The 26,958-nt window shown below is 60.1% G+C and carries 25 protein-coding genes and 1 pseudogene; 12 read left to right on the top strand and 14 right to left on the bottom strand.

Features of this window, described 5'->3' with window-relative positions; genetic code table 11:
* The first annotated feature begins 1 nt into the window (after position 1).
* The gene (rep, locus tag M5G20_RS28200; RefSeq protein WP_007989511.1) at positions 2–2,011 is read left to right on the top strand and encodes a DNA helicase Rep; all 2,010 of its coding nucleotides are present in this window, start codon (positions 2–4) and stop codon (positions 2,009–2,011) included.
* A 57-nt stretch (positions 2,012–2,068) separates the two neighbouring features.
* Positions 2,069–2,641 carry a xanthine phosphoribosyltransferase gene (locus tag M5G20_RS28195; protein WP_273921883.1) on the top strand — a complete coding sequence of 191 codons (573 nt, stop codon included), beginning with the start codon at positions 2,069–2,071 and terminating at the stop codon, positions 2,639–2,641.
* Between the two features lie 130 nt (positions 2,642–2,771).
* Here the strand turns inward: M5G20_RS28195 and M5G20_RS28190 are convergent, their stop codons facing one another.
* The 6 genes from M5G20_RS28190 to dadA form a co-directional block, all read right to left on the bottom strand.
* Positions 2,772–4,694, bottom strand: coding sequence for an acetyl-CoA hydrolase/transferase C-terminal domain-containing protein (locus M5G20_RS28190; RefSeq protein WP_273921882.1), 1,923 nt, complete (start codon positions 4,692–4,694; stop codon positions 2,772–2,774).
* 139 nt (positions 4,695–4,833) lie between these two features.
* Entirely contained in the window at positions 4,834–5,244 is a 411-nt protein-coding gene (locus tag M5G20_RS28185; protein ID WP_273921899.1) for a c-type cytochrome, read from the bottom strand.
* A 182-nt stretch (positions 5,245–5,426) separates the two neighbouring features.
* The gene (locus tag M5G20_RS28180) at positions 5,427–5,975 is read right to left on the bottom strand and encodes a cupin domain-containing protein (RefSeq protein ID WP_007947433.1); all 549 of its coding nucleotides are present in this window, start codon (positions 5,973–5,975) and stop codon (positions 5,427–5,429) included.
* A 126-nt stretch (positions 5,976–6,101) separates the two neighbouring features.
* Entirely contained in the window at positions 6,102–7,175 is a 1,074-nt protein-coding gene (alr, locus tag M5G20_RS28175) for an alanine racemase (RefSeq protein WP_273921898.1), read from the bottom strand.
* 96 nt (positions 7,176–7,271) lie between these two features.
* Positions 7,272–7,625 carry a RidA family protein gene (locus M5G20_RS28170; protein ID WP_273921881.1) on the bottom strand — a complete coding sequence of 118 codons (354 nt, stop codon included), beginning with the start codon at positions 7,623–7,625 and terminating at the stop codon, positions 7,272–7,274.
* Positions 7,597–8,901, bottom strand: coding sequence for a D-amino acid dehydrogenase (dadA, locus tag M5G20_RS28165; protein ID WP_273921880.1), 1,305 nt, complete (start codon positions 8,899–8,901; stop codon positions 7,597–7,599). Before dadA ends, M5G20_RS28170 begins: the two co-directional genes overlap by 29 nt.
* Before the next feature lie 157 nt (positions 8,902–9,058).
* Here dadA and M5G20_RS28160 point away from each other — a divergent pair, with 157 nt between their 5' ends.
* The gene (locus M5G20_RS28160; protein WP_003206849.1) at positions 9,059–9,547 is read left to right on the top strand and encodes an Lrp/AsnC ligand binding domain-containing protein; all 489 of its coding nucleotides are present in this window, start codon (positions 9,059–9,061) and stop codon (positions 9,545–9,547) included.
* Positions 9,548–9,675: 128 nt separating this feature from the next.
* Here the strand turns inward: M5G20_RS28160 and M5G20_RS28155 are convergent, their stop codons facing one another.
* The gene (locus M5G20_RS28155; RefSeq protein ID WP_273921879.1) at positions 9,676–10,029 is read right to left on the bottom strand and encodes a YkgJ family cysteine cluster protein; all 354 of its coding nucleotides are present in this window, start codon (positions 10,027–10,029) and stop codon (positions 9,676–9,678) included.
* Between the two features lie 147 nt (positions 10,030–10,176).
* On the opposite strand from M5G20_RS28155, the gene M5G20_RS28150 reads away from it, so the two are divergent.
* Positions 10,177–11,469: an NAD(P)/FAD-dependent oxidoreductase gene (locus tag M5G20_RS28150; RefSeq protein WP_273921878.1), complete on the top strand. Its 1,293-nt coding sequence runs from the start codon at positions 10,177–10,179 to the stop codon at positions 11,467–11,469.
* Positions 11,470–11,488: 19 nt separating this feature from the next.
* On the opposite strand, the gene M5G20_RS28145 is transcribed toward M5G20_RS28150, so the two are convergent.
* A complete protein-coding gene (locus M5G20_RS28145) occupies positions 11,489–11,734 on the bottom strand; it encodes a DUF1127 domain-containing protein (RefSeq protein ID WP_273921877.1) in 246 nt (81 codons plus the stop codon).
* Between the two features lie 179 nt (positions 11,735–11,913).
* Between M5G20_RS28145 and M5G20_RS28140 the strand changes: the two genes are divergently transcribed.
* Positions 11,914–13,347, top strand: coding sequence for an aminotransferase-like domain-containing protein (locus tag M5G20_RS28140; RefSeq protein ID WP_273921876.1), 1,434 nt, complete (start codon positions 11,914–11,916; stop codon positions 13,345–13,347).
* 57 nt (positions 13,348–13,404) lie between these two features.
* Positions 13,405–14,973: a phospholipase D family protein gene (locus tag M5G20_RS28135; protein ID WP_273921875.1), complete on the top strand. Its 1,569-nt coding sequence runs from the start codon at positions 13,405–13,407 to the stop codon at positions 14,971–14,973.
* Here M5G20_RS28135 and M5G20_RS28130 read toward each other — a convergent pair.
* Both M5G20_RS28130 and M5G20_RS28125 read right to left on the bottom strand, forming a co-directional pair.
* Positions 14,970–16,115 carry an MFS transporter gene (locus M5G20_RS28130; RefSeq protein ID WP_273921874.1) on the bottom strand — a complete coding sequence of 382 codons (1,146 nt, stop codon included), beginning with the start codon at positions 16,113–16,115 and terminating at the stop codon, positions 14,970–14,972. The genes M5G20_RS28135 and M5G20_RS28130 overlap by 4 nt on opposite strands.
* Positions 16,116–16,307: 192 nt before the next feature.
* Positions 16,308–17,801, bottom strand: a complete 1,494-nt coding sequence (locus tag M5G20_RS28125) for an aldehyde dehydrogenase (protein ID WP_273921873.1) — start codon at positions 17,799–17,801, stop codon at positions 16,308–16,310.
* Positions 17,802–18,037: 236 nt separating this feature from the next.
* Between M5G20_RS28125 and M5G20_RS28120 the strand changes: the two genes are divergently transcribed.
* Complete coding sequence (locus tag M5G20_RS28120) at positions 18,038–18,400, top strand: cupin domain-containing protein (RefSeq protein ID WP_273921872.1); 363 nt, start codon at positions 18,038–18,040, stop codon at positions 18,398–18,400.
* Positions 18,401–18,549: 149 nt separating this feature from the next.
* On the opposite strand, the gene rpmG is transcribed toward M5G20_RS28120, so the two are convergent.
* A complete protein-coding gene (rpmG, locus tag M5G20_RS28115; protein ID WP_007894709.1) occupies positions 18,550–18,705 on the bottom strand; it encodes a 50S ribosomal protein L33 in 156 nt (51 codons plus the stop codon).
* 11 nt (positions 18,706–18,716) lie between these two features.
* Positions 18,717–18,950 (bottom strand): 50S ribosomal protein L28, encoded by a 234-nt coding sequence (gene rpmB, locus M5G20_RS28110; protein ID WP_034147715.1) that lies wholly within the window; start codon positions 18,948–18,950, stop codon positions 18,717–18,719.
* 445 nt (positions 18,951–19,395) lie between these two features.
* On the opposite strand from rpmB, the gene M5G20_RS28105 reads away from it, so the two are divergent.
* Positions 19,396–20,982: an ABC transporter substrate-binding protein gene (locus tag M5G20_RS28105; protein WP_273921871.1), complete on the top strand. Its 1,587-nt coding sequence runs from the start codon at positions 19,396–19,398 to the stop codon at positions 20,980–20,982.
* Positions 20,983–21,047: 65 nt separating this feature from the next.
* Here M5G20_RS28105 and radC read toward each other — a convergent pair whose 3' ends face one another.
* Complete coding sequence (gene radC / locus M5G20_RS28100; protein ID WP_273921870.1) at positions 21,048–21,722, bottom strand: RadC family protein; 675 nt, start codon at positions 21,720–21,722, stop codon at positions 21,048–21,050.
* Positions 21,723–21,857: 135 nt separating this feature from the next.
* Here radC and coaBC point away from each other — a divergent pair, with 135 nt between their 5' ends.
* The 4 genes and pseudogenes from coaBC (at position 21,858) to argB (ending at position 26,155) form a co-directional block, all read left to right on the top strand.
* Positions 21,858–23,066 (top strand): bifunctional phosphopantothenoylcysteine decarboxylase/phosphopantothenate--cysteine ligase CoaBC, encoded by a 1,209-nt coding sequence (coaBC, locus tag M5G20_RS28095; RefSeq protein WP_150734016.1) that lies wholly within the window; start codon positions 21,858–21,860, stop codon positions 23,064–23,066.
* Between the two features lie 5 nt (positions 23,067–23,071).
* The gene (gene dut, locus M5G20_RS28090) at positions 23,072–23,527 is read left to right on the top strand and encodes a dUTP diphosphatase (RefSeq protein ID WP_273921869.1); all 456 of its coding nucleotides are present in this window, start codon (positions 23,072–23,074) and stop codon (positions 23,525–23,527) included.
* Positions 23,528–23,855: 328 nt separating this feature from the next.
* A pseudogene (locus M5G20_RS28085) lies at positions 23,856–25,232 on the top strand (phosphomannomutase/phosphoglucomutase); the annotation flags it as partial.
* A gap of 17 nt (positions 25,233–25,249) precedes the next feature.
* Entirely contained in the window at positions 25,250–26,155 is a 906-nt protein-coding gene (gene argB / locus M5G20_RS28080; RefSeq protein ID WP_046030681.1) for an acetylglutamate kinase, read from the top strand.
* 147 nt (positions 26,156–26,302) lie between these two features.
* On the opposite strand, the gene pyrE is transcribed toward argB, so the two are convergent.
* Positions 26,303–26,947, bottom strand: coding sequence for an orotate phosphoribosyltransferase (pyrE, locus tag M5G20_RS28075; protein WP_034147724.1), 645 nt, complete (start codon positions 26,945–26,947; stop codon positions 26,303–26,305).
* Positions 26,948–26,958 lie beyond the last annotated feature (11 nt).

Raw genomic sequence — 26,958 nt, 5'->3', positions numbered from 1 at the left:
TATGTCCCGACTCAATCCCCGGCAGCAAGAAGCCGTGAGCTACGTCGGCGGCCCTCTTTTGGTGCTCGCCGGTGCAGGCTCCGGCAAGACCAGCGTGATCACGCGCAAGATTGCGCACCTGATCCAGAACTGCGGCATCCGCGCCCAGTACATCGTCGCCATGACCTTTACCAACAAGGCCGCCCGCGAGATGAAGGAACGGGTCGGCACCCTGCTGCGCGCCGGTGAAGGTCGTGGCCTGACGGTCTGCACCTTCCACAACCTGGGCCTGAACATCATCCGCAAGGAACACGTGCGGCTGGGCTACAAACCGGGCTTCTCGATCTTCGACGAGACCGACGTCAAGGCCCTGATGACCGACATCATGCAGAAGGAATACTCGGGCGACGACGGCGTCGACGAGATCAAGAACATGATCGGCGCCTGGAAAAACGACCTGATCCTGCCGGCCCAGGCCCTGGAAAACGCCCGCAACCCCAAGGAACAGACCGCCGCCATCGTCTACACCCACTACCAGCGCACGCTCAAGGCGTTCAACGCAGTGGACTTCGACGACCTGATCCTGCTGCCGGTGAAGCTGTTCGAAGAACACGCCGACATCCTGGAAAAGTGGCAGAACAAGGTGCGCTACCTGCTGGTGGACGAATACCAGGACACCAACGCCAGCCAATACCTGCTGGTGAAAATGCTGATCGGCAAGCGCAACCAGTTCACCGTGGTGGGAGACGACGACCAGTCGATCTACGCCTGGCGCGGCGCCCGCCCGGAAAACCTGATGCTGCTCAAGGACGACTACCCGTCCTTGAAAGTGGTGATGCTGGAGCAGAACTATCGCTCCACCAGCCGCATCCTGCGCTGCGCCAACGTGCTGATTTCGAACAACCCGCACGAATTCGAAAAGCAGCTGTGGAGTGAAATGGGCCACGGCGACGAGATCCGCGTGATCCGCTGCCGCAACGAAGACGCCGAAGCCGAGCGCGTGGCCATGGAAATCCTCAGCCTGCACTTGCGCACCGACCGGCCGTACAGCGATTTCGCGATCCTCTATCGCGGCAACTACCAGGCCAAGCTGATCGAGCTGAAACTGCAGCATCACCAGGTGCCGTATCGCCTGTCCGGCGGCAACAGCTTCTTCGGGCGCCAGGAAGTGAAAGACCTGATGGCCTACTTCCGCCTGATCGTGAACCCGGACGACGACAACGCCTTCCTGCGGGTAATCAACGTGCCGCGCCGGGAAATCGGCTCCACCACCCTCGAGAAACTGGGCAACTACGCCACCGAGCGAAAAATCTCGATGTACGCCGCTACCGACGAAATCGGCCTGGGTGAACATCTGGACAGCCGCTTCACCGATCGCCTGTCGCGCTTCAAGCGCTTCATGGACCGGGTACGCGAGCAGTGCGCCGGTGAAGACCCGATCTCGGCCCTGCGCAGCATGGTCATGGACATCGACTACGAGAACTGGCTGCGCACCAACAGCTCCAGCGACAAGGCCGCCGACTACCGCATGGGTAACGTCTGGTTCCTGATCGAGGCGTTGAAAAACACCCTGGAGAAGGACGAAGAAGGCGAGATGACCGTCGAAGACGCCATCGGCAAACTCGTCCTGCGCGACATGCTGGAGCGTCAGCAGGAAGAGGAAGACGGTGCCGAAGGCGTGCAGATGATGACCTTGCACGCGTCCAAGGGCCTGGAATTCCCCTACGTGTTCATCATGGGCATGGAAGAGGAAATCCTCCCGCACCGCTCCAGCATCGAAGCCGACACCATCGAAGAAGAACGCCGGCTGGCCTACGTGGGCATTACCCGCGCGCGTCAGACCCTGGCCTTCACCTTCGCGGCCAAGCGCAAGCAGTACGGCGAGATCATCGATTGCGCGCCGAGCCGCTTCCTCGATGAGCTGCCGCCGGACGACCTGGCCTGGGAAGGCAACGACGACACGCCGACCGAAGTCAAAGCCGTGCGCGGAAACAACGCATTGGCAGATATACGCGCGATGTTAAAGCGCTAGAATTGACCACTTTTTTAAAACCTTAGGGCGTACAACGCGCCAACAGAGGACAGCTTCATGGAAGCCCTGCACCAGAAAATCCGCGAACAAGGCATCGTGCTTTCCGACCAGGTCCTGAAGGTCGACGCCTTCCTGAACCACCAGATCGACCCGGCCCTGATGAAGCTGATCGGCGACGAATTCGCCACGCTGTTCATGGACTCGGGCATCACCAAGATCGTCACCATCGAAGCCTCGGGCATCGCTCCGGCGATCATGACCGGCCTGAACCTCGGCGTGCCGGTGATTTTCGCCCGCAAGCAACAGTCCCTGACCCTGACTGAAAACCTGCTGTCGGCGACCGTTTACTCGTTCACCAAGAAGACCGAAAGCACTGTGGCCATCTCCCCGCGTCACCTGACCAGCAGCGACCGCGTGCTGATCATTGATGACTTTTTGGCCAATGGGAAAGCGTCCCAGGCGCTGATCTCGATCATCAAACAGGCTGGCGCGACAGTTGCCGGCCTGGGCATCGTGATCGAGAAGTCGTTCCAGGGTGGCCGTGCGGAGCTGGATTCGCAGGGTTATCGCGTTGAATCGCTGGCACGCGTCAAGTCGCTGGCTGGGGGCGTCGTGACCTTCATCGACTAACGCCGCCACACCGTAAACCCCTGTGGGAGCTAGCCTGCTAGCGATGGCGTCGTGTCAGTCACCACCTTCATGACCGACAGGCTGAAATCGCTAGCAGGCTAGCTCCCACAGTTGGTTTTTGGGTGGGCAGTTATTGCGCAGTGGCCTTGAGGCCGGTGAGCAGCAAACGCTGATACAGATCTTCTTTCAGCCCTTTAGGACTCGTCAGCCGCATCCGCTCCAGATGCTCAGGAAAGGCCGAAGGTTCCGGCGCATCCAGCGCAGCCTTGCCCAATTCCAGCACTTCGCTCAGCTTGAACTTGCTCTTCAACCAGTTCAGCGCCCGCAACACATCCCGCTCCACGTCGGTGAAATCACAGCCCAACGGATATTCCGGAAACAGCTGCGCGTGCCGCGCCTGAATCGCCTGCAAACGCTCGGGGCGGTTGTCGGTGAAGCGCGGATCGAGACGGAAATCCTTCGGTAGCTTGCCAACCTTTTGCGCCTGTTCGATCAGCCCTGGCTGAAAGCGTGAGTCACTGATATTGAGCAAGGCTTCGATCACCGCCGCATCGGTCTTGCCACGAAGATCGGCGATGCCGTATTCGGTGACCACGATGTCGCGCAGGTGCCGCGGGATCGTGCAGTGGCCGTACTCCCAGACGATATTGGAACTGACCTCGCCGCCCGACTCGCGCCAGCTGCGCAGCAGCAACACCGAGCGTGCGCCTTGCAGCGCATGGCCCTGCACCACAAAGTTGTACTGCCCACCGACGCCGCTGAGCACGCGGCCGTCTTCCAGTTGATCCGCCACCGCAGCGCCCAACAGGGTCACGGTGAACGCCGTGTTGATGAACCGCGCATCAAGGCGCTGCAGGCGCTTGAGCTCTTCCTGGCCATACAACTCGTTGATGTAGCTGATGCGGGTCATGTTGAATTCGAGCCGCTTGCTCTGCGGCAACGCTCGCAAGCGCTCATAGAAACTGCGCGGCCCGAGAAAGAAACCGCCATGCACCGAGATGCCGTCGGTTTGCGCCGCCTCGTCGAGGGTGCCGGCATTCGCCTGCTGCTGGGTGGGCACGTCTGGATAGACCTTGCGTCGCACGATGCCGGCGTCGGCCAGCACCAGCAGACCGTTGACGAACATTTCGCTGCAACCGTAAAGGCCTCTGGCGAACGGTTCAATACCGCCTTCGCGCTCGATCAGTTGCGCCCACTGGCTGAGGTTCACGTCCGCCAGCAAAGCTTTATAACCGTCATTGTCGGCTTGCCGCGCCAGCAACGCCGCCGTCAGCGCGTCGCCCATGGAACCGATGCCGATCTGCAACGTGCCGCCATCGCGCACCAGTGTACTGGCATGCAGGCCGATGAAATGGTCCTGGAAGCCCACCGGCATGTTCGGCGTGGAGAACAGGGTGGTGTTGTCCTTCTCGTCGATCAACAGGTCGAAGGTATCAATGCCGACTTCCGCATCACCGGGCATGTAAGGCAAATCATCGTGCGCCTGGCCAACCATCAGGATGGTCTCACCGGCCGCCCGGCGTTTGGCGATCATCGGCAACAGGTCGAGGGTGATGTCCGGGTTGCAGCTGAGACTCAAGCGGTCGGGATGATCCGCATGGCTGGCAACCATCTGCGCCACCAGGTTCAATCCGGCGGCATTGATGTCTCGGGCCGCGTGGCTGTAATTGCTGCTGACGTAGTCCTGCTGCGCCGACGCACTGTTGAGCAGGCTGCCAGGCTGCATGAAAAACTGCTGGATGTGGATGTTGGCGGGCAGATTGTCGTGCTGCAGGCCGGCGAGAAAATCCAGCTCCGGGTAATCACCAAAAACCCGTTCGACAAAGGGTTCGAGAAAGCGCTTTTGCAGCCCGTCACCCAACGCAGGACGGCCGAGGCACAGGGCGGTGTAGATCGTCAGCTGACGGTCGGGCAAATGCGCGATGCGTTGATACAACGCGTTGACGAAGTGGTTGGGTTTGCCCAGCCCCAAGGGCAGGCCCATGTGAATATGCGCCGGCAATCGTGCCAGCACATCCTCGACCGCTTGCTCGATAGAACACAGCTGCACCATCCGATCCTCCCTTCCATTCCATGACGTGGGGTTGGACCGAGCTTGCCGGGTCTTTGCTGCAATAACCAGCCTCGGGCGGCAAATAGCGGGCACAAAAAAGCCGCTCGAAAGCGGCTTTTTCGCGAAAGAGACAGGCGTGTTACAGGCCGGACATCTCTTTGATTGCGCCCTTCAGCTCTTCATCGGTGCAATCGGCGCAGGTGCCTTTCGGCGGCATTGCGTTGATACCGGTAATGGCTTTGGCCAGGATGCCGTCGAGGCCGCCCTGGTGGTCGGCACGTTCTTTCCAGGCCGCCTTGTCGCCGATTTTCGGCGCGCCCAACAGGCCGGTGCCGTGGCAAGCGTTGCAGTGCTTGGCAATCACATCTTTAGGCGCCTTCGCGCCACCACCGCTGGACGCAGCGGCGACTTCCATGCCCTTGCACTCTTTACCTTGAACACAAACCTGGCCGACTGGCTCAAGGCGTTTGGCAATTTCGTCGTTCGTCGCAGCTTGAGCGCTGACAGCCCAGAGGGCCAATACGGTTGCTGGTACGGCCAGCATTTTCATAATTAGGTTCACGCGTTCACCCTCAATGGTGGCTAGTCACGCCTACGGCCACGGTTCGCAGGCGGGCGCAAGTATAGCGGTAACCCCGCGACACTGAAACAACCCCAAAGTCGAAGGGGTCTTATTGTGCAACGGTAAAACGTCTCGGGTGCCTCGGCCGTGCTGGCAGGGCGCCTCTTTTGTTAAAAATTTGCCGGTGTTGCTGCGCTGATTAGTCGCGCCGGTGCATCGAACGGATTACGGAAACGATGCGGCTTGGTACTTTCAAAGTAGTAGCTATCGCCGGCTTCGAGCACAAAAGTTTCCAGCCCGACCACCAGTTCCAGCCGCCCTTCCACCAAAATGCCGGTCTCCTCACCCTCGTGGGTGAGCATCTCGTCACCGGTGTCGGCGCCTGGCGGGTAAATTTCATTGAGGAACGCGATAGCCCGGCTCGGGTGCGCCCGGCCGACCAGTTTCATGGTCACTGCGCCATCGGAAATATCGATCAGCTCGTTGGCTTTGTAGACGATCTGAGTCGGTTTTTCCTGCAGGATTTCTTCGGAAAAGAACTCGACCATGGACATGGGAATCCCGCCCAACACTTTCCTCAGCGAACTGATCGAGGGGCTGACGCTATTCTTCTCGATCATCGAAATCGTGCTGTTGGTGACGCCCGCGCGTTTGGCGAGTTCACGCTGGGAAAGACCTTTGAGCTTGCGGATCGATTGCAGTCGTTCACCGACGTCCAAGCTTGCGCCTCCAGGATTCAGGTTGTTGGAATAGTGAGCGTTATCATGGCGACAGCGTTCAGTATTTACAACACTTTGGCCTGAATCCTGTTCGGCGAGGCGACTTCCGGCCTCCCTCGTTCTGCGCTAGCTGCCGGAATAGAGCAGTGGCACCCGACGCAGGTTGCAGAAGATCTGGTAAGGAATCGTGCCAGCGGCCATGGCCACATCACTGGCGAGGATGTTTTTGCCCCACAATTCGACCGTTGACCCCAGGCCTGCTTGCGGGATATCGGTCAAATCAACGCACAGCATGTCCATCGACACTCGGCCAATCAACTGGCTGCGTTGTCCGGCGACCAGCACCGGCGTACCGGTCGGGGCATGGCGTGGATAGCCATCGGCGTACCCCATCGCCACCACCCCGACGCGCATCGGCTTGGGGGTGACGAACTTCGCACCATAACCAATCGGCTCGCCCGCCGGCAGTTCACGCACGCAGATCACTTTCGACTCAAGGGTCATCACCGGTTGCAGCCGCGAGGCCATGGCGTTGGACGCCTCGAAAGGCGTGGCGCCGTAGAGCATGATGCCCGGACGCACCCAGTCACTCGGGATCTGCGGCCAGCCCAGCACTGCCGGCGAGTTACGCAAACTGACTTCGGCGGACAAGCCCTGACGCGCCGCCTCGAACACCGCCACCTGCTCGGCACTGGTCTGACTGTTCAATTCATCGGCCCGGGCAAAGTGGCTCATCAGTACGATCTTCGCCACGTTGCCGCTGGCCAGCAGCCGTTGATAGCCTGCCTGATAATCCTTAGGGTGCAGCCCCACCCGGTGCATGCCCGAATCGAGCTTGAGCCAGACGGTGATCGGCTTGCTCAACGCGGCCTTTTCGATCGCCTCGAGCTGCCACAGCGAATGCACCACGCACCAGAAATTGTGCTCGACGATCAGCGGCAACTCATCGGCTTCAAAAAAGCCTTCCAGCAACAACACCGGTGCACGGATGCCCGCAGCACGCAGCTCCAGGGCCTCTTCGATACAGGCCACGGCAAAGCCGTCCGCCTCGGCTTCCAGTGCCTGGGCGCAACGCACAGCGCCATGGCCATAGGCATCGGCCTTAATCACCGCAAGGGCTTTGGCCCCGGTGATTTCACGGGCGATCTGGAAGTTGTGACGCAGGGCTTGAAGGTCGATCAGGGCACGGGCAGGGCGCATGGCGGCAGACTTCTGGTCGGTCGTATGGAAGAAAAACCGGCGCTGACTGACGGCGTAAACCGCCAGCAGCACCGGAAGAGGGATCTTTACTACGGTCTACGGCAACGCGGCGACGATCGAAATCTCGACCAGGATGCTTGGCTTGGCCATTTTCGCTTCGACGGTGGCACGGGCCGGGGCGGCGCCCTTTGGCAGCCACTGATCCCAAACCGAGTTCATCCCGGCAAAGTGCGCATCGATGTCGTTCAGGTAAATCGTTGCCGACAGCAGATGGTGCTTGTCAGTGCCGGCCAGATCGAGCAGACGCTCGATGTTGGCCAGTACATCGCGGGTCTGTTGTTCGATCCCGGCGTCGAAGTCGACGCCAACCTGACCGGCCAGATACACCGTGCCGTTGTGGGTGACGATCTGACTCATGCGCTCATTGGTGAGCTGGCGCTGGACTGACATGCTTTGCAGACTCCTGGGTTTTGCTGCCATAACGGGAAATATCGAGGCCTTCGGCGCTGATCTGTGGTTTTTTCCTGGCCATCAGATCAGCCAGCAACCGACCCGAGCCGCAGGCCATGGTCCAGCCGAGTGTGCCGTGACCGGTGTTCAGGAACAGGTTCTTGAACGGGGTGGCGCCAACGATCGGCGTGCCATCGGGGGTGGTCGGACGCAGGCCTGTCCAGAAACTGGCCTCGGCCAGGTTGCCGCCCTGAGGATAAAGGTCGTTGACGATCATCTCCAGGGTTTCACGCCGACGCGGGTTCAGCGACAGGTCAAAACCGGCGATCTCCGCCATGCCGCCGACGCGAATGCGGTTGTCGAACCGGGTGATCGCGACCTTGTAGGTCTCGTCGAGAATGGTCGACGTCGGTGCCATCGCCGGGTTGGTGATCGGCACGGTCAGCGAGTAGCCCTTGAGCGGGTACACCGGCGCCTTGATCCCCAGCGGCTTGAGCAGTTGCGGCGAGTAGCTGCCGAGCGCCAGCACGTAGCGGTCGGCGGTCTCCAGCTTGCCGTCGATCCATACGCCATTGATGCGGTCACCGGCGAAGTCGAGACGCTGGATGTCCTGGCCGAAACGGAATTGCACACCGAGGTTCGCGGCCATTTCCGCCAGCTTGGTGGTAAACATCTGGCAGTCGCCAGTCTGGTCGTTCGGCAGGCGCAGGGCACCGGCGAGGATGTCGGTGACACTGGCCAGGGCCGGCTCAACGCGGGCGATGCCTTCGCGGTCGAGCAGTTCGAACGGCACGCCGGACTCTTTCAGCACGGCGATGTCTTTCGCAGCGCCGTCCAGTTGAGCCTGGGTGCGAAACAGTTGGGTGGTACCCAAACTGCGGCCTTCATAGGCAATACCGGTTTCGGCACGCAGTTCGTCGAGGCAGTCGCGGCTGTACTCGGACAGGCGGACCATGCGCTCCTTGTTCACCGCGTAACGGCTGGCGGTGCAGTTGCGCAGCATCTGCGCCATCCACAGGTATTGATCGATATCTGCAGTGGCCTTGATCGCCAGGGGTGCATGGCGCTGCAGCAGCCATTTGATGGCTTTGAGCGGCACGCCCGGCGCGGCCCACGGCGAGGCATAACCCGGCGATACCTGGCCGGCGTTGGCGAAACTGGTCTCCATGGCAGCAGCCGGCTGCCGGTCGACCACCACCACTTCAAACCCGGCACGCGCCAGATAGTAAGCACTGGTGGTACCGATGACGCCGCTACCCAAGACCATAACGCGCATTTTCATTTCCCTCATCGCGGCGAACCGCTGACGTTTGTTGTTCAGAGCTTCAGATGTGCGCAGTGTAAAAAAGATTTGCCAGTGCTTTTCACTATATAAGCGCCTATATTTGGCGACAATTCTCGGCAAAAACCCTTTTCACGGAGGCGCATCCCCTATGCGTACCAATACTCAGACCAAACGGGAACTGGACAAGATCGACCGCAACATCTTGCGGATTCTGCAAGCGGACGGGCGTATCTCTTTTACCGAACTGGGGGAAAAGGTCGGGCTCTCGACCACGCCCTGTACCGAGCGAGTCCGGCGGCTGGAGCGCGAAGGGATCATCATGGGCTACAACGCGCGGCTCAATCCGCAGCATTTGAAGGGTAGTTTGCTGGTGTTCGTCGAGATCAGCCTCGATTACAAATCCGGCGATACGTTCGAAGAGTTCAGACGCGCCGTGCTCAAGCTGCCCCACGTGCTGGAGTGCCATTTGGTGTCAGGGGATTTCGACTACCTGGTGAAGGCGCGGATTTCCGAGATGGCCTCGTACCGCAAACTGCTGGGCGACATCTTGCTCAAGCTGCCGCATGTGCGCGAATCCAAGAGTTATATCGTGATGGAAGAGGTGAAAGAGAGCCTGAATTTGCCGATTCCGGACTGACATTTGTGGTGCTGCTATCGCCAGCAGGCTGGCTCCCACAGGTTAGGTGGTGAACAAAAATCTGTGGTTCACCTGCATGCCCTGTGGGAGCGAGCCTGCTAGCGATGCGGAAAACTCGGTTCGAGGATCTAAACCAACACCTGCCGGTGGGAAGCCATGTATTCGAATATCTGCTTCTCGACTCTTGGATGAATCAGCTCCACCGGCCCGCGCCCATTGGGGCACGGCAAGGTCTTGGTGGTGCCGAACAAGCGGCAAATCAGCGGGCGTTCGTCATACACCGTGCAACCATTCGGCCCCAGATGCACACAGTTGAGCTCATCCATGGCCGCATCCTGCTCGGCCCGGGTCTTGCGCGGCAGGCGCGACATTTCTTCCGGCGAGGTGGTCACAGGGCCACAGCAGTCATGGCAGCCGGGCACGCACTCGAACGAGGGGATCTGTTGACGCAGCGTGCGGATTTTCTGGCTGTTGCAACTCATTGAAGCCTTGACCGAAAGTGGAATAGAACCGGATTCTGACGCAAAAGCCTTGATCCAGACAGCGCCAACCGACCAATGTTGCCCGTCCGGGAAGGTCCGGCTTATGCTCCGTCAAATTTTCTAAACATAGCAATCAGGATGACGCGCATGAATGCCCGTGCCCAGCACACTGCCTCCTATTACGCTGCCAGCAGCCTGCCGCAACCGGATTATCCGGCGCTCACAGCTGAAATAGTGGCCGATGTGTGCGTGGTCGGCGGTGGGTTTTCAGGGTTGAACACGGCGCTGGAACTGGCCGGGCGCGGCCTCGGCGTGGTGCTGCTCGAAGCCCGCAAAATCGGCTGGGGTGCCAGTGGACGCAATGGCGGGCAGTTGATCCGCGGCGTCGGCCACGGCCTCGATCAGTTCACCAACGTGATCGGCGCCGACGGCGTGCGGCAGATGAAACTCATGGGCCTGGAGGCCGTGGAAATCGTCCGCCAGCGAATCGAGCAATTTCAGATTCCCTGCGACCTGACCTGGGGCTATTGCGACCTGGCCAACAAACCCCGCGACCTCGAAGGTTTCGCCGAAGATGCCGAAGAACTGCGCAGCCTCGGTTATCGCTATGAAACCCGCCTGCTGCAACCTGAAGAGATGCACACGGTGGTGGGCTCCGATCGCTATGTGGGCGGCCTGATCGACATGGGTTCCGGGCATCTGCACCCACTCAACCTGGCGCTCGGCGAAGCGGCCGCTGCGCAGCGACTCGGTGTGCAATTGTTCGAGCAGTCCGCCGTTACCCGCATCGACCACGGCCCCGAGGTCAAGGTGCATACCGCCCAAGGCTCAGTCCGCGCCAAGACACTGGTACTCGGTTGCAATGCCTATCTCAGCGACCTCAACCCGGAACTCAGCGGTAAGGTGCTGCCCGCCGGTAGCTACATCATCGCCACTGAACCCCTGAGTGAAGAATTGGCTCACGCCCTGTTGCCACAAAACATGGCGGTCTGTGATCAGCGGGTGGCACTGGATTACTACCGACTCTCGGCGGACCGCCGCTTGCTGTTTGGCGGCGCCTGCCATTACTCCGGACGGGACCCGAAAGACATCGCGGCCTACATGCGGCCGAAAATGCTGGAGGTTTTTCCACGCCTGGGTGATGTGAAGATCGATTATCAATGGGGCGGCATGATCGGCATCGGCGCCAACCGCCTGCCACAAATCGGCCGGCTCAAGGACCAGCCGAACGTGTATTACGCCCAGGCTTATTCCGGTCACGGCGTGAATGCCACGCACCTGGCGGGCAAGCTCCTGGCCGAGGCCATCAGTGGTCAGCACAGCGGTGGATTTGATCTGTTTGCCAAGGTGCCACATATCACCTTCCCGGGCGGCAAGCATTTGCGCTCGCCGTTGTTGGCGCTGGGGATGTTGTGGCATCGGCTCAAAGAGTTGGCCTGATCACACCATCCCCTTCACCTTATAGACGCCAGAAGGGCTTAAGCCCTTCCTCCCGCGCCTGCTCCGGCGTCAACCCGATGTCCTTGAGCTGTTCAGGCGTCAGGCTCAGCAACGCTTTGCGCGTGTGCAGGCGTTGCCAGAACAGATCCCAGCGACTCAGGCCGGACGGCGCGTTGCGCATCAGCGCATTGCGTGCCTGGTCCTTTTGCCCTGTCTCCAGTTCCTGACTGTGTAACGTCAGCCGCACATCGCTCAAACCATTCATTTTGAATGCTCCTGTTTACTTGGGTAGCCAGAGATTCCATGATGCGGGGAAGACAAATAACGTTACAGATTCAAAACCCCTGTATTATCTCCATACAGATTTGCTGATTTTGGCTCTGAATCCTGTATTTTTGCCTCATCTGTACTGGTTAACCGAATCACCCACATCGAGGCTGCGCCATGACCCTTTACGTCAATCTCGCCGAATTGCTCGGCACGCGTATCGAACAGGGCTTTTATCGCCCTGGTGATCGTCTGCCGTCGGTGCGGGCGTTGAGCGTTGAACATGGGGTCAGCCTGAGCACCGTGCAGCAGGCGTACAGGGTGCTGGAAGACAGCGGGCTGGCCATGCCGAGGCCCAAGTCGGGGTACTTTGTACCGGCCAGTCGCGAACTGCCGGAGTTGCCAGCGGTGGGTCGTCCGGCCCAGCGCCCAGTGGATATTTCGCAGTGGGATCAAGTGCTGGAACTGATTCGCGCGGTACCGCGCAAGGATGTGGTGCAGCTGGGACGCGGCATGCCGGACATCACTTCACCCACCATGAAGCCGCTTTTGCGCGACCTTGCGCGAATCAGCCGGCGTCAGGACATGCCCGGCCTGTATTACGACAACATCCACGGCAATCTTGAACTGCGCGAGCAAATTGCCCGCCTGATGCTCGATTCCGGCTGTCAGCTGAGCCCCGGCGAACTGGTGGTGACCACCGGTTGCCACGAAGCGCTGTCCACCAGCATCCGCGCCATCTGCGAGCCGGGAGACATCGTGGCCGTGGACTCGCCGAGCTTTCACGGCGCCATGCAAACCCTCAAGGGCCTGGGCATGAAAGCCCTGGAAATCCCCACCGATCCGCTGACGGGGATCAGTCTGGACGCACTGGAGCTGGCCTTGGAACAGTGGCCGATCAAGGCCATACAGTTGACCCCGAACTGCAACAACCCGCTGGGCTACATCATGCCGGAGTCACGCAAACGCTCGCTGCTGGTACTCGCACAGCGTTTCGACGTGGCAATCATCGAAGACGATGTGTATGGCGAACTGGCCTACACCTATCCGCGCCCACGCACGATCAAATCCTTCGACGAGGACGGTCGTGTCCTGCTGTGCAGTTCCTTTTCCAAAACCCTCGCGCCCGGCTTGCGCATCGGCTGGGTCGCGCCCGGACGATATCTGGAACGGGTACTGCACATGAAATACATCAGCACCGGCTCCACGGCACCGCAGCCGCAAATTGCCATTGCCGAATTTCTCAAGGGCGGCCACTTCGAGCCGCATTTGCGGCGGATGCGCACGCAATACCAGCGCAATCGCGACATGATGATCGACTGGGTCAGCCGCTACTTCCCCGCAGGCACCCGCGCCAGCCGTCCGCAAGGCAGTTTCATGTTGTGGGTGGAACTGCCGGACGGCTTCGACACGCTGAAACTGAATCGTGCCCTGTACGATCAGGGCGTACAGATTGCCGTCGGCAGTATCTTTTCCGCCTCTGGCAAATACCGCAATTGCCTGCGCATGAACTACGCTGCCAAACCAACGGCACAGATTGAAGAGGCCGTACGCAAAGTCGGCGCCGCCGCCATCAAGCTGCTGGCGGAGACCGACGGATTGACCGACTGACCTTTCTGCGAGAATCAACGTCCATATGCCAACTGCCGCCAACCGGAACGATCCCACGTGAGAGTCAAACAGCCCCTGCTTGCTCTTGTGTTACTCGCATTGTTCCTTGGCGGCTGCGCCAGCCTCGACGTACAGCGTGAACCGAGCCAGGCACTGCCGGCGAGCGCCTCGGCGTTTGGCCGTTCAGTCCAGGCCCAAGCCGCATCCTATGAAGGCAAATCGGGCTTTCGCTTGCTGTCCGACAGCACCGAGGCGTTTACCGCCCGTGCCGAATTGATCCGCAACGCCCAAAGCAGCCTCGATTTGCAGTACTACATCGTGCATGACGGCATCAGTACGCGAATGCTGGTGGAGGAACTGCTCAAGGCCGCCGACCGTGGCGTGCGTGTGCGGATCTTGCTCGACGACACCACCAGCGATGGCCTGGATCGCACCATCGCCACCCTCGCGGCGCATCCACACATCCAGATTCGCGTGTTCAACCCTTTGCATTTGGGGCGCAGCACCGGCGTCACGCGAACCATGGGGCGGCTGCTCAACCTTTCGCAGCAGCATCGGCGCATGCACAACAAACTGTGGCTGGCCGACAACAGCATGGCCATCGTCGGCGGACGCAACCTGGGGGATGAGTACTTCGATGCCGAGCCCAATCTGAATTTCACCGACATCGACATACTGGGCGTCGGTCCGGTTGCCGAGCAGCTCGGACACAGTTTCGACCAGTACTGGAACAGCGCATTGAGCAAACCGATTGATGCGTTCGTCTCCAGCAAGCCGACTGCCGAAGATCTGCAAAATACCCGCACGCGCCTGGAAGAATCTCTGGAGCAATCCCGCCAGCAGAATCACGCGCTCTATCAGCAGTTGATGAAGTTCGCCACCGAACCGCGCCTGGATATCTGGCGCCAAGAGCTGATCTGGGCCTGGAACCAGGCTTTATGGGATGCGCCGAGCAAGGTGCTGGCCAAGGACGAGCCCGATCCGCAATTGCTGCTGACCACGCAATTGGCGCCAGAGCTCAATGGCGTCAGCAAAGAATTGATCATGGTGTCGGCTTACTTCGTGCCCGGTAAACCGGGGCTGGTGTTCCTCACGGGCCGCGCCGATGCCGGGGTGTCGGTGCGACTGCTGACCAACGCCCTGGAAGCCACGGATGTACCCGCGGTGCATGGCGGCTACGGGCCGTATCGCAAGGCGTTGCTGGAACATGGCGTGCAGCTCTTCGAGCTGCGCCGCCAGCCTGGCGATGAAGGCGGCAGCGGGCCTCGGCTGTTTTCCAGCCGGTCCTATGGCGAGTCCGCCTCGAGCCTGCACAGCAAAGCGATCATCTTCGATCAGAAGAAATCCTTCATCGGCTCTTTCAATTTCGACCCGCGCTCGGTGCTGTGGAACACCGAAGTCGGGGTGCTCGTGGACAGCCCCGAACTCGCGGCCCGAGTTCGCGAGCTCGCACTACAGGGCATGGCGCCACCCCTCAGTTATCAGGTGAAACTGGAGAAAGACCAGGTGGTCTGGGTGACCGAAGACGACGGCAAAATGCACACCTTGACCAAGGAACCGGGCAGTTGGTGGCGACGCTTCAATGCATGGTTGAGTGACACAGTCGGCCTTGAGCGGATGCTCTAGGCCGGCTCCGCCACCGCGCCAAATGCCCCTTGGCGCGACACCACGATCAGCACACCCAACGCCCCTGCCGCCATCAACCACGGCAACGCGTGCCCGCTCACCCACTGACTCCCGGCACCGGCCAGCAACGGCCCGACCAGACACCCGATCCCCCACAACTGCGCGATGTGCGCATTGGCCCGAACGAGCGCGTCATCACGATAGCGCTCGCCGATCAGAATCAGCGACAAGGTAAACAGTCCACCGGCACTGGCACCGAACAGCACCCACAACGGCCAGATCAGCAGCGTGTCGATCAGCATCGGGATCGCCAGGCTCGACACCAGCAGCACCACCGCGCAACCAGTGAACAATGCCCGCCGCGACAGGCGATCGGCCAGCGCACCGATCGGCAATTGCAGCACCGCGTCACCGACCACCACCGTACTGACCATGGCCAGGGCGATTTCCGTGGTGAAGCCCTGGCGCAGGCAGTAGACCGGCAGCAGCGTCAGGATCATCGCTTCAAATGCGGCGAACAGCGACACCGCCCAGGCAATCGCCGGCAGGCCACGACAGAATCCAAGCAGATCCCTGAACGTCACGCTGCTGGCCTCGCTGCTTGGCGCGCCGCTGCGGCCCAGCAACAGAAACGGTGCGGCCATCAGCAAGCCGACGCCGACCCAAAAGCCGTAATCGTGATCGGTCCCAATGAAACCCAGCAACACCGGCCCGGCCAGCTGACTTAACGCATAACTGCTGCCATACAACGCCACCAACCGCCCGCGCCATTGCTCGACCACCAATTGGTTGATCCAGCTTTCACCGATGATGAAGACGAGGGTCAGGATCACCCCGATCATCAGCCGCAGCACCAGCCAGACCGGATAACTCGGCAACAGCGCCAGCAAACCGATGGAAACGGCCCCGGCCCACAGGCACAGGCGCATCAGATTGGCCGTCCCCAGACGCGCCGCCAGATGACTGGAAATCTTCGCGCCCACCAGCACGCCAATGGCCGGCATTGCCGCCATCACGCCGATGGCGAACGAGCCGTAACCCCAGCTTTCCAGGCGAAACGACACCAGCGGCATGCTGACACCGAGGGCCAGGCCAACACTCAAGACAGACGCCAACACGGCGAAATACGTCGCCCAACGCATGTTCCACGCTCCTGTGGAAAATTATTTTTAGAGGCCACATCAAGCAAATGTGGGAGCGAGCCTGCTCGCGAATACGGTTTCACATTCAGCACATCGGCTGACTGATACACCGTATTCGCGAGCAGGCTCGCTCCCACAGGGGATCTGCTTCGTCTGAAGGATCCGCTCTCGCGAACGGACCCTCCTAACGGCTTACAACTTGATCCAGGTCGCCTTCAGCTCGGTGTACTTGTCGAACGCGTGCAACGACTTGTCGCGGCCGTTGCCGGACTGCTTGAAGCCACCGAACGGTGCCGTCATGTCGCCACCGTCGTACTGGTTGACCCACACGCTACCGGCACGCAATGCGCGCGCAGTCAGATGTGCTTTGGAGATGTCCGACGTCCACACCGCAGCGGCCAGGCCATAAGGCGTGTCGTTGGCGATCGTAACGGCTTCTTCGGCGCTGTCGAAGGTGATGACCGACAACACTGGCCCGAAGATTTCTTCCTGGGCGATTTTCATCGCGTTGCTCACACCGTCGAAAATCGTCGGCTCGACGTAAGTGCCGCCGGTTTCCTGCAGGATGCGCTTGCCGCCCGCGACCAGTTTGGCGCCGTCGGTGTGACCCGACTCGATGTAAGACAACACGGTGTTCATCTGCTGGGTATCCACCAGCGCGCCGACGTTGGTCGCCGGGTCCAGCGGGTTGCCCGGCTTCCAGGTTTTCAGCGCCTCGATCACCAGCGGCAGGAATTTGTCCTTGATCGAACGCTCCACCAACAGGCGCGAACCGGCGGTGCAGACTTCGCCCTGGTTGAACGCGATGGCGCCGGCAGCGGCTTCGGCAGCCTCTTGCAGGTTCGGCGCATCGGCGAACACGATGTTCGGGCTTTTGCCGCCGGCTTCGAGCCACACGCGTTTCATGTTCGATTCGCCGGAGTAGATCAGCAGTTGCTTGGCGATCTTGGTCGAACCGGTGAACACCAGCGTGTCGACATCGTTATGCAGAGCCAGTGCCTTGCCGACGGTGTGGCCATAACCTGGCAGCACGTTCAGCACGCCTTTCGGAATGCCGGCTTCAACGGCCAGGGCCGCGATGCGGATGGCGGTCAGTGGCGATTTTTCCGACGGCTTGAGGATCACCGAGTTACCGGTGGACAGCGCCGGGCCGAGTTTCCAGCACGCCATCATCAGCGGGAAGTTCCACGGCACGATGGCGCCGACCACGCCGACTGGCTCGCGCGTGACCAGGCCCAGCTGATCGTGCGGGGTAGCTGCGACTTCGTCGTAGATCTTGTCGATGGCTTCGCCGCTCCAGCTCAGGGCTTGCGCCGCGCCGGGAACGTCAATGTACAGGGAGTCGCTGATCGGCTTGCCCATGTCCAGGGTTTCAAGCAGGGCCAGCTCTTCGGCGTGCTGCTTGAGCAGGCCGGCAAAACGAATCATGGTGGCTTTGCGCTTGGTCGGCGCCAGGCGCGACCAGACGCCGGAATTGAAAGTGGCGCGGGCGTTTTCAACAGCGCGCTGGGCGTCGGCGGCATCACAGCTGGCAATCTTGCCCAGCAGACGACCATCGACCGGGCTGATGCACTCGAAAGTCTCGGCGGAGACGGCATCGGTGTACTCGCCATTGATGTAGGCGCGACCTTCGACTTTCAGGTCTTTTGCGCGTTGTTCCCAGTCGGCACGAGTCAGGGTGGTCATGCGAGTGTCCTCCTCTTATTGAATACGACACCCGCGTTCTTCGCGGGCGCTGTCAGGAATTCTGCCCGGCCAGCCTGCTTTTCGGCTCAAGGCACCCGCCACCCTAAACCAGCCAGCCCTCATGTTTCAATATATTTGACATAAGGCCGGCAAACGGCCTTGCGATGTTCATTTTAATAAACATAGACTTTGGGACTTTCAACCACTCGCGTCGCATCCACGGGGGATTTACAACAATGAGCATCCAGAGCATCGTCGATTTCAGCCAAGCCACCACCGAGCCCGAGCGCTACCGTCCAGACCCGGCCAAAGTCCTCAAGGGCGACCCCGAACAAGTGGTGTACAACCACTTCAACAGCCCTTGCGGCCAATTGAATGCCGGCGTCTGGGAAGGTGCTGTCGGCCAATGGCTGGTGAATTTCACCGAACATGAATACTGCGAAATCATCCAGGGTGTTTCCGTACTCCGCGACAACGACGGTAATAGCAAAACCGTTCGCGCGGGTGATCGCTTCGTGATCCCGGCCGGTTTCCGCGGCACCTGGGAAGTGCTGGAGCCGTGCCGCAAGATCTATGTGGCGTTTGAACAGAAGGCCTGAAGATTTGTGTTGTCTGGGCCGACGCTTTCGCGAGCAGGCTCCCACAGTTGATCGCATTCCAATGTGGCCGAGCCCGCCGACGCAAAACCACCAACAAAAAAGGCCCGTATCTCGCGATACGGGCCTTTTTCGTAAGAGGGAAAAATCAATTACTTGATTTTGCCTTCTTTGTAGATCACGTGCTTGCGAACAACCGGATCAAATTTCTTGATCTCGATTTTGTCCGGAGTAGTACGCTTGTTCTTGTCGGTAGTGTAGAAGTGACCAGTACCGGCGCTCGAAATCAAACGAATCAATTCACGCATGATTAGCTCCCTTAGATCTTGCCGGCTTTGCGGATTTCGGCCAGCACGGCAGTGATGCCACGCTTGTCGATGATACGCATGCCTTTGGCAGATACGCGCAGACGCACGAAACGTTTCTCTTCTTCAACCCAGAAGCGGTGATGCTGCAGGTTCGGCAGGAAACGACGACGGGTTTTGTTGTTTGCGTGGGAAATGTTATTCCCGGTTACCGGACCCTTACCGGTAACTTGACATACTCTAGACATGCCTCAGCCCTCTAAAACCACATGCCCAACCCGGCATGGGTTGGCCGCTTAATCTCTCAGTCATTTGGCGCCAGGCGCCGCGTTTCTTTAGAGGTCTTACCGGCTACACCTACAGTGAAGGAACCGGGCCCCTAGAAAAGAGCGCTGCTTTATACCAGAAAGACTGGAGAGCAACAACATTCGCTGTGCCTTGAACGGATAAAAACCCCACTTTTCGCGCGCCAGGCGCTTTGAATAAAGGCTGTCGTCGATTCTGACCGCTCGTCGCAGAGAAACGTCCGACTCGCTAATCCGAGGGTTTCTCAACCGGCGCACAGCAAAATCAGTCGCCTATAGTCCCCTCAAAATGAAAAAGGGGATAGTCATTTGCAAAAGAGCCCACTAGGGTAGGCCTTTTCCAGACTGCACTTGCAGATGGGCCTTCGATCTGTAAAGGAATCCGACCATGCGCCTCGCTGCCCTACCGCTGTTGCTTGCCCCCCTGTTGCTGAGCCCACTGGCCCAGGCCGCGGCCCTGAGCGTCTGCACCGAGGCCAGCCCCGAAGGGTTCGACGTGGTGCAATACAATTCGCTGACCACCACCAACGCCTCGGCCGACGTGCTGATGAACCGCCTGGTGGATTTCGACACCGCCAGCGGCAAAGTGGTCGCCAGCCTCGCCGACAGCTGGGAAGTCAGCCCCGATGGCCTGGTCTACATCTTCAAATTGCACCCGCAGGTGAAATTTCACCGCACGGAGTATTTCAACCCGACCCGCGAACTCACCGCCGAGGACGTGAAATTCAGCTTCGACCGCATGCTCGACCCGGCCAACCCGTGGCACAAAGTCGCCCAGAGCGGCTTCCCGCATGCGCAATCGATGCAACTGCCGGCACTGATCAAGAAAATCGACGCCCTCGACCCGCTGACCGTGCGGTTCACCCTCGACCACCCGGATTCGACGTTCCTGCCGACCCTGAGCATGGGCTTCGCCTCGATCTATTCGGCCGAATACGCTGACAAACTGCTCAAGGCCGGGACCCCGGAAAAGCTCAACAATCAGCCCATCGGTACCGGCCCGTTTGTCTTCACCCGCTTCCAGAAAGACGCGTCGATCCGCTACAAGGCCAACGCTGACTATTTCCGTGGCAAGCCTTCGGTCGATCCGCTGATCTTCGCCATCACCCCGGACGCCAACGTGCGCTTGCAGAAACTACGCCGCAACGAGTGCCAGATTGCCTTGTCGCCCAAGCCGCTGGACGTACAAGCCGCGCAAAAAGAGCCGACGCTTAAAGTGGAAAAGACTGACGCCTTCATGACCGCGTTCGTCGCTCTCAACAGCCAGCACCCGCCGCTGGACAAACCTGAAGTGCGCCAGGCGATCAACCTCGCCTTCGACAAGGCCAATTATGTCAAAGCCGTGTTCGAAGACACCGCCGAGCCCGCCAGCGGCCCGTACCCGCCCAATACCTGGAGCTACGCCAAGAGCCTGCCGGGCTATCCCCATGATGTCGAGAAAGCCAAGGCATTGATGGCCAAGGCCGGGCTCAAGGACGGTTTCCAGACAACCATCTGGACGCGCCCGTCGGGTAGCCTGTTGAACCCAAATCCGAGCCTGGGCGCCCAGTTGCTGCAATCCGATCTCGCGGAAATCGGTATTCAGGCCGAAATCCGGGTGATCGAATGGGGCGAGCTGATCCGCCGCGCCAAGGCCGGTGAGCACGACATCCTGTTCATGGGTTGGGCCGGCGACAACGGCGATCCGGACAACTTCCTCACACCGCAGTTTTCCTGCGCGGCGGTCAAGTCCGGCACCAACTTCGCGCGCTACTGCAACCAGGATCTGGACAAGCTGATCAGCGCCGGCAAGACCACCGGCGAGCAAGGTGTGCGCACCAAGCTCTACGAACAGGCGCAGACGCAGATCCAACAGCAGGCACTGTGGCTGCCGCTGGCTCATCCGACCGCTTTCGCCCTGACTCGTAAAAACATCGAGGGCTACTCGGTCAGTCCGTTTGGCCGTCAGGATTACTCGAAGGTCAACCTCAAATAGCCCAACCCTACGCAAAACCTTGCAGGAGCCGGCTTGCTGGCTCCGCAAGGTTCGCGTCAGTCTGCTCACATCCAGCCATACTCGGCCATCGACAGCGGATCACCGTCACCGATGATGAAATGGTCGAGCACCCGCACATCAATCAATTCCAGCGCCTCTTGCAGACGCTTGGTCAAGACCCGATCCGCCTGACTGGGGTCCGTATTTCCCGATGGGTGGTTGTGGCAGAGGATCAACGCCGCTGCGTTATGCGCCAGAGCACGCTTGACCACTTCCCGGGGATGCACGCTGGTGTGGTCGATAGAACCGCGAAACAGCGCCTCGAAAGTCAGCACCTGATGCCTGGAATCCAGGAACAGACAGCCAAACACCTCATGAGGCTCGTGGCGTAGCATCGATTTGAGGTATTCACGAACCGCATGCGGGTTTTCCAGTGTCGGTTTTTCGCGCGCACGTTCGGCCAAATGCCGGCGACTCATTTCCTGGGCTGCCTGCAATTGTGAGAATTTCGCAGGACCAAGTCCCAAGTGTCTGCTGAACGTAGCCAGATCGGCCTCAAGCAACGAGCGCAGACTGCCAAACTGACTCAACAGATGCCGCGACAGATCCACCGCGCTTTTGCCGGACACGCCGGTTCGTAGAAAAATCGCCAGCAACTCGGCATCTGAAAGACTCGACGCACCCAGCGTCAGTAACCTCTCCCGCGGCCGCTCAGCCGCCGGCCAATCACGAATACTCATAGCACCTCCCTGTCTGTGGGCGCCGCTGTTCCGTAGCGGTCGCTGTGATATCGTAGCCCATCTTTTTTGCGGGCGAATTCACTCCTGGGGAGGGGGTTTCGCAACGCAGTCATCAACAAATTGAAAGGCAGGCCTATGCAGCGGCTGTATCGGAAACGCATTGTTCTGGGCGTCGGCGGCGGCATTGCTGCCTACAAAAGCGCCGACCTGGTTCGCCGCCTGATGGACCAAGGCGCCGAAGTACGCGTGGTCATGACCCGCGGCGGCGCCGAATTCATTACTCCGCTGACCATGCAGGCCCTGTCCGGGCACCCTGTGCACCTGGACTTGCTGGACCCGGCGGCCGAAGCCGCGATGGGCCACATCGAACTGGCGAAATGGGCCGATCTGGTACTGATCGCCCCTGCCACCGCGGACTTGATCGCGCGTCTGGCCCAAGGCATCGCCGATGACCTGTTGACCACGCTGGTATTGGCCACAGACGCCGTCGTCGCCGTTGCCCCGGCGATGAACCAGGCCATGTGGCGCGACCCTGCGACCCAGGCCAACCTGCAGACCCTCGAAAGCCGTGAGATCAAGGTCTTCGGCCCGGCCTCCGGCAGCCAGGCCTGCGGCGACGTGGGCCTTGGGCGCATGCTCGAAGCCACCGACCTCGCACTGCTCGCCGCCGATTGCTTCCAGCGTCAGGCGCTGACCGGCAAACACGTGGTGATCACCGCAGGCCCAACCCAGGAAAACATCGACCCGGTGCGCTACATCACCAACCACAGCTCCGGCAAAATGGGTTTCGCCCTGGCCGAAGCCGCGGTAGAAGCCGGCGCCCGAGTCACCCTGATCAGTGGTCCCGTGCACCTGCCGACCCCGGATCGGGTCACGCGCATCGACGTGGTCAGCGCCCGCGACATGCTCGCCGCTTGCGAAGCCGCGATTCCGTGCGACATTTTCATCGCCTCGGCTGCGGTTGCGGATTACCGCCCGGAAGTCGTTGCCCCACAAAAACTCAAGAAAGACCCTACAAGCGGCGACGGTTTTGTCCTGCAAATGGTCCGTAACCCGGACATTCTGGCCAGCATCGCCACTCGCCCCGACCGTCCGTTCAGTGTCGGTTTCGCCGCCGAAACCGAACACCTGCTCGATTACGCCGCCCGCAAGCTGAAAGACAAGAATCTCGATTTGATCGTCGCCAACGACGTCGCCAACCCGAGCATCGGCTTCAACAGCGAAGAAAACGCCTGCAGCGTGATCGACCGTGAGCTTCACGCCACACTTTTCGCCCAGACCAGCAAGAGCAAGATTGCTCGCCAGCTGATCACTTTTATCGCCGAACGTCTGAACCAGGTTTAATTTACATGCACGCTTTGCAAGCCAAGATCCTCGACCCCCGCATCGGTACCGAATTCCCGCTGCCGCAATACGCCACGCCAGGCTCCGCCGGCCTCGACCTGCGCGCCATGCTGGAACAGGACACCGTGATCAAACCGGGTGAAACCGTGCTGATCCCTACCGGCCTGTCGGTCTACATCGGCGACCCGAACCTCGCTGCGCTGATCCTGCCGCGCTCGGGGATGGGCCATAAGCACGGCATCGTGCTCGGCAACCTGGTTGGCCTGATCGACTCCGACTACCAAGGCCCTCTGATGGTGTCCTGCTGGAACCGTGGCCAGACCGAATTCACCATGCCGGTCGGCGAGCGCCTGGCGCAACTGGTGCTGGTGCCGGTGGTGCAGGCGCATTTCGAAATGGTTGAAGAGTTTGTGGAAACCGAGCGCGGCACGGGCGGTTTCGGCCATACCGGCAGTCACTGATCGGAAGATGGCGTCCTTGTGGCGAGGGGGCTTGCTCCCGCTTGAGTGTGCAGCACTCACAAAATCGGGCCGCTACGCAGCCCAGCGGGAGCAAGCTCCCTCGCCATAAATTGCGCAGACGTCATCTGAAAGATTTATCACTGAAAATCAGGACATTGGCTGGCCAAACACTTGCTTACCTGGATGGCATGGCCCTTTCACACCACGAACTCTCTGTGGAAATCGCCGTCATACCCTTCAGTTTGAGCCGGCCGCCAGATGCATCGGCGGCCTGTCCAGCCACTTTCGAGATGGAGCATTGCTACAGATGAGCACCCCCGCCCGCGTCGCCCCCACGTTTCCCGACAGTATTTTCCGCGCGTATGACATTCGCGGCACCGTCCCGGAATTCCTGAACGCAGAAACGGCTTATTGGCTCGGTCGCGCCATCGGCGCCCAGAGCCTGGCTCAGAATGAACCCAACGTTTCTGTTGGCCGCGACGGCCGCCTGTCCGGCCCGGAGCTGGTTGAACAATTGATTCAAGGCCTGGCCGACAGTGGCTGCCACGTCAGCGATGTCGGCCTGGTGCCGACGCCTGCGCTGTATTACGCCGCCAACGTACTGGCCGGAAAATCCGGCGTGATGCTGACCGGCAGTCACAACCCGTCGAACTACAACGGTTTCAAAATCGTGATCGCCGGCGACACCCTGGCCAACGAACAGATCCAGGCCTTGCACGACCGCCTCAAGACCAACAACCTGAGCAGCGGCCAGGGCAGCATCACCAAAGTCGAGATCCTTGACCGCTATAGCACCGAAATCGTCCAGGACATCAAGCTGGCCCGACGCTTGAAAGTGGTCGTGGACTGCGGCAACGGCGCGGCCGGCGTCATCGCCCCGCAACTGATCGAAGCGCTGAACTGCGAAGTCATCCCGTTGTTCTGCGAAGTCGACGGCAATTTCCCGAACCACCACCCGGATCCGGGCAAGCCTGAAAACCTCATCGACCTGATCGCCAAGGTCAAGGAAACCAACGCCGACATCGGCCTGGCCTTCGACGGCGATGGCGACCGCGTGGGCGTTGTGACCAACACCGGCAGCATCGTCTTCCCGGACCGCCTGTTGATGCTGTTCGCCCGCGACGTCGTGGCGCGCAACCCGAATGCGGAAATCATCTTCGACGTCAAATGCACCCGCCGCCTGATCCCGCTGATCAAGGAATACGGTGGTCGTCCGCTAATGTGGAAGACGGGCCATTCGTTGATCAAAAAGAAAATGAAACAATCCGGTGCCCTGTTGGCCGGCGAAATGAGCGGACACATCTTCTTCAAGGAGCGCTGGTTCGGTTTCGACGACGGTATTTACAGCGCCGCGCGGTTGCTGGAAATCCTCAGCAAGGAAAAATCCTCGGCCGAAGAGCTGTTTGCGACCTTCCCGAACGATATTTCTACGCCGGAAATCAATATCCATGTGACCGAAGAGAGCAAATTCAGCATCATTGATGCATTGCACGACGCGCAGTGGGGCGAAGGCGCTGACCTGACCACCATCGACGGCGTGCGAGTCGACTATGCCAAAGGCTGGGGCCTGGTTCGCGCCTCCAACACCACACCGGTGCTGGTCCTGCGCTTCGAGGCCGATGACGAGGCTGAATTGCAACGCATCAAGGACGTTTTCCACGCCCAGTTGAAGCGTGTTGCACCTGATCTCCAACTACCGTTCTGATTCACCCGGAGCCCTGAATGACCCTCGAACGCGAAGCCGCCGCCAACACCGCCAAGGTCCTGTCCGAAGCGCTGCCTTACATTCGCCGCTATGTCGGCAAGACGCTGGTGATCAAATACGGCGGCAACGCGATGGAAAGCGAGGAGCTGAAAACCGGCTTCGCCCGCGACATCGTGCTGATGAAAGCCGTGGGCATCAACCCGGTGGTCGTTCACGGCGGCGGCCCGCAAATCGGTGACCTGCTCAAACGCCTGTCGATCGAGAGCCATTTCGTCGACGGCATGCGCGTGACCGACGCCGCGACCATGGACGTGGTGGAAATGGTCCTTGGTGGCCAGGTCAACAAGGACATCGTCAACCTGATCAACCGTCATGGCGGCAGCGCCATCGGCCTGACCGGTAAAGACGCCGAGCTGATTCGTGCGAAAAAACTCACCGTCACCCGCCAGACCCCGGAGATGACGCAACCGGAAATCATCGACATCGGTCACGTTGGCGAAGTGGTCGGCATCAACACCGACCTGCTGAACCTGCTGGTCAAAGGCGATTTCATTCCAGTGATCGCGCCAATCGGTGTCGGCGCCAACGGCGAGTCGTACAACATCAACGCGGACCTGGTGGCCGGTAAAGTCGCCGAGGCGTTGAAAGCCGAAAAACTGATGCTGCTGACCAACATCGCCGGCCTGATGGACAAGTCGGGCACGGTCCTGACCGGCCTGACGACCCAGCAAGTCGACGATCTGATCGCCGACGGCACCATCTACGGCGGCATGCTGCCGAAGATCCGCTGCGCGCTGGAAGCGGTTCAGGGCGGCGTGGGTAGCTCGTTGATCATCGACGGACGCGTTCCGAATGCGATCCTGCTGGAAATCTTCACCGATACGGGCGTGGGCACCTTGATCAGCAATCGCAAGCGTCCGTAAGCGACAGCGCACACAAAAAAGACCCCGCGCAGCCTGGCTGAGCGGGGTCTTTTTTTGTCTGCAATCCTTGTAAACAAATGCCTTTCCTGTGGAGAGGGAGCTTGCTCCCTCTCCACAAAGGCTCGCCCTCACACAGAGGGATTTACCTCAAACGCCGAACTGGGCGCGGTAGGCTTCTACGGCTGGCAAGTGCTGCTTGAGCTGCGGGTCGTCGGCCAGGAATTCCAGCACCTGGTTCAGCGAAACGATGCTGATCACCGGAATGCCGAAATCACGCTCGACTTCCTGGATCGCCGACAACTCACCGTTGCCGCGCTCTTGACGGTTCAGGGCGATCAGCACGCCGGCAGCCTTGGCGCCGTCCTGGGAAGCGATGATCTGCATCACTTCGCGAATGGCGGTACCCGCCGTGATCACGTCGTCGATAATCAGCACTTCGCCGGTCAACGGAGCGCCTACCAGGCTGCCGCCTTCGCCGTGGGCCTTGGCTTCCTTGCGGTTGAAACACCATGGCAGGTCCCGGTTGTGATGCTCGGCCAATGCCACGGCAGTGGTTGCCGCCAAAGGAATGCCTTTGTAGGCCGGACCGAACAGAACGTCGAAGGAAATACCACTTTCGGCAATGGCAGCGGCGTAGAAACGACCCAGCTGCGCCAGGGCGGAACCCGAGTTGAACAGGCCCGCATTGAAGAAGTAAGGACTGGTACGCCCGGACTTCAGGGTGAACTCACCGAAGCGCAAAACGCCGCGATCGATGGCAAAACGAATGAAATCGCGCTGATACGCTTGCATGAAAAAAACCC

The organism is Pseudomonas sp. TNT2022 ID1044 (assembly GCF_028656895.1).
GTDB classification, from domain to species: Bacteria; Pseudomonadota; Gammaproteobacteria; order Pseudomonadales; family Pseudomonadaceae; genus Aquipseudomonas; species Aquipseudomonas reinekei.
This window is presented reverse-complemented; position numbering and strand designations above follow the sequence as displayed.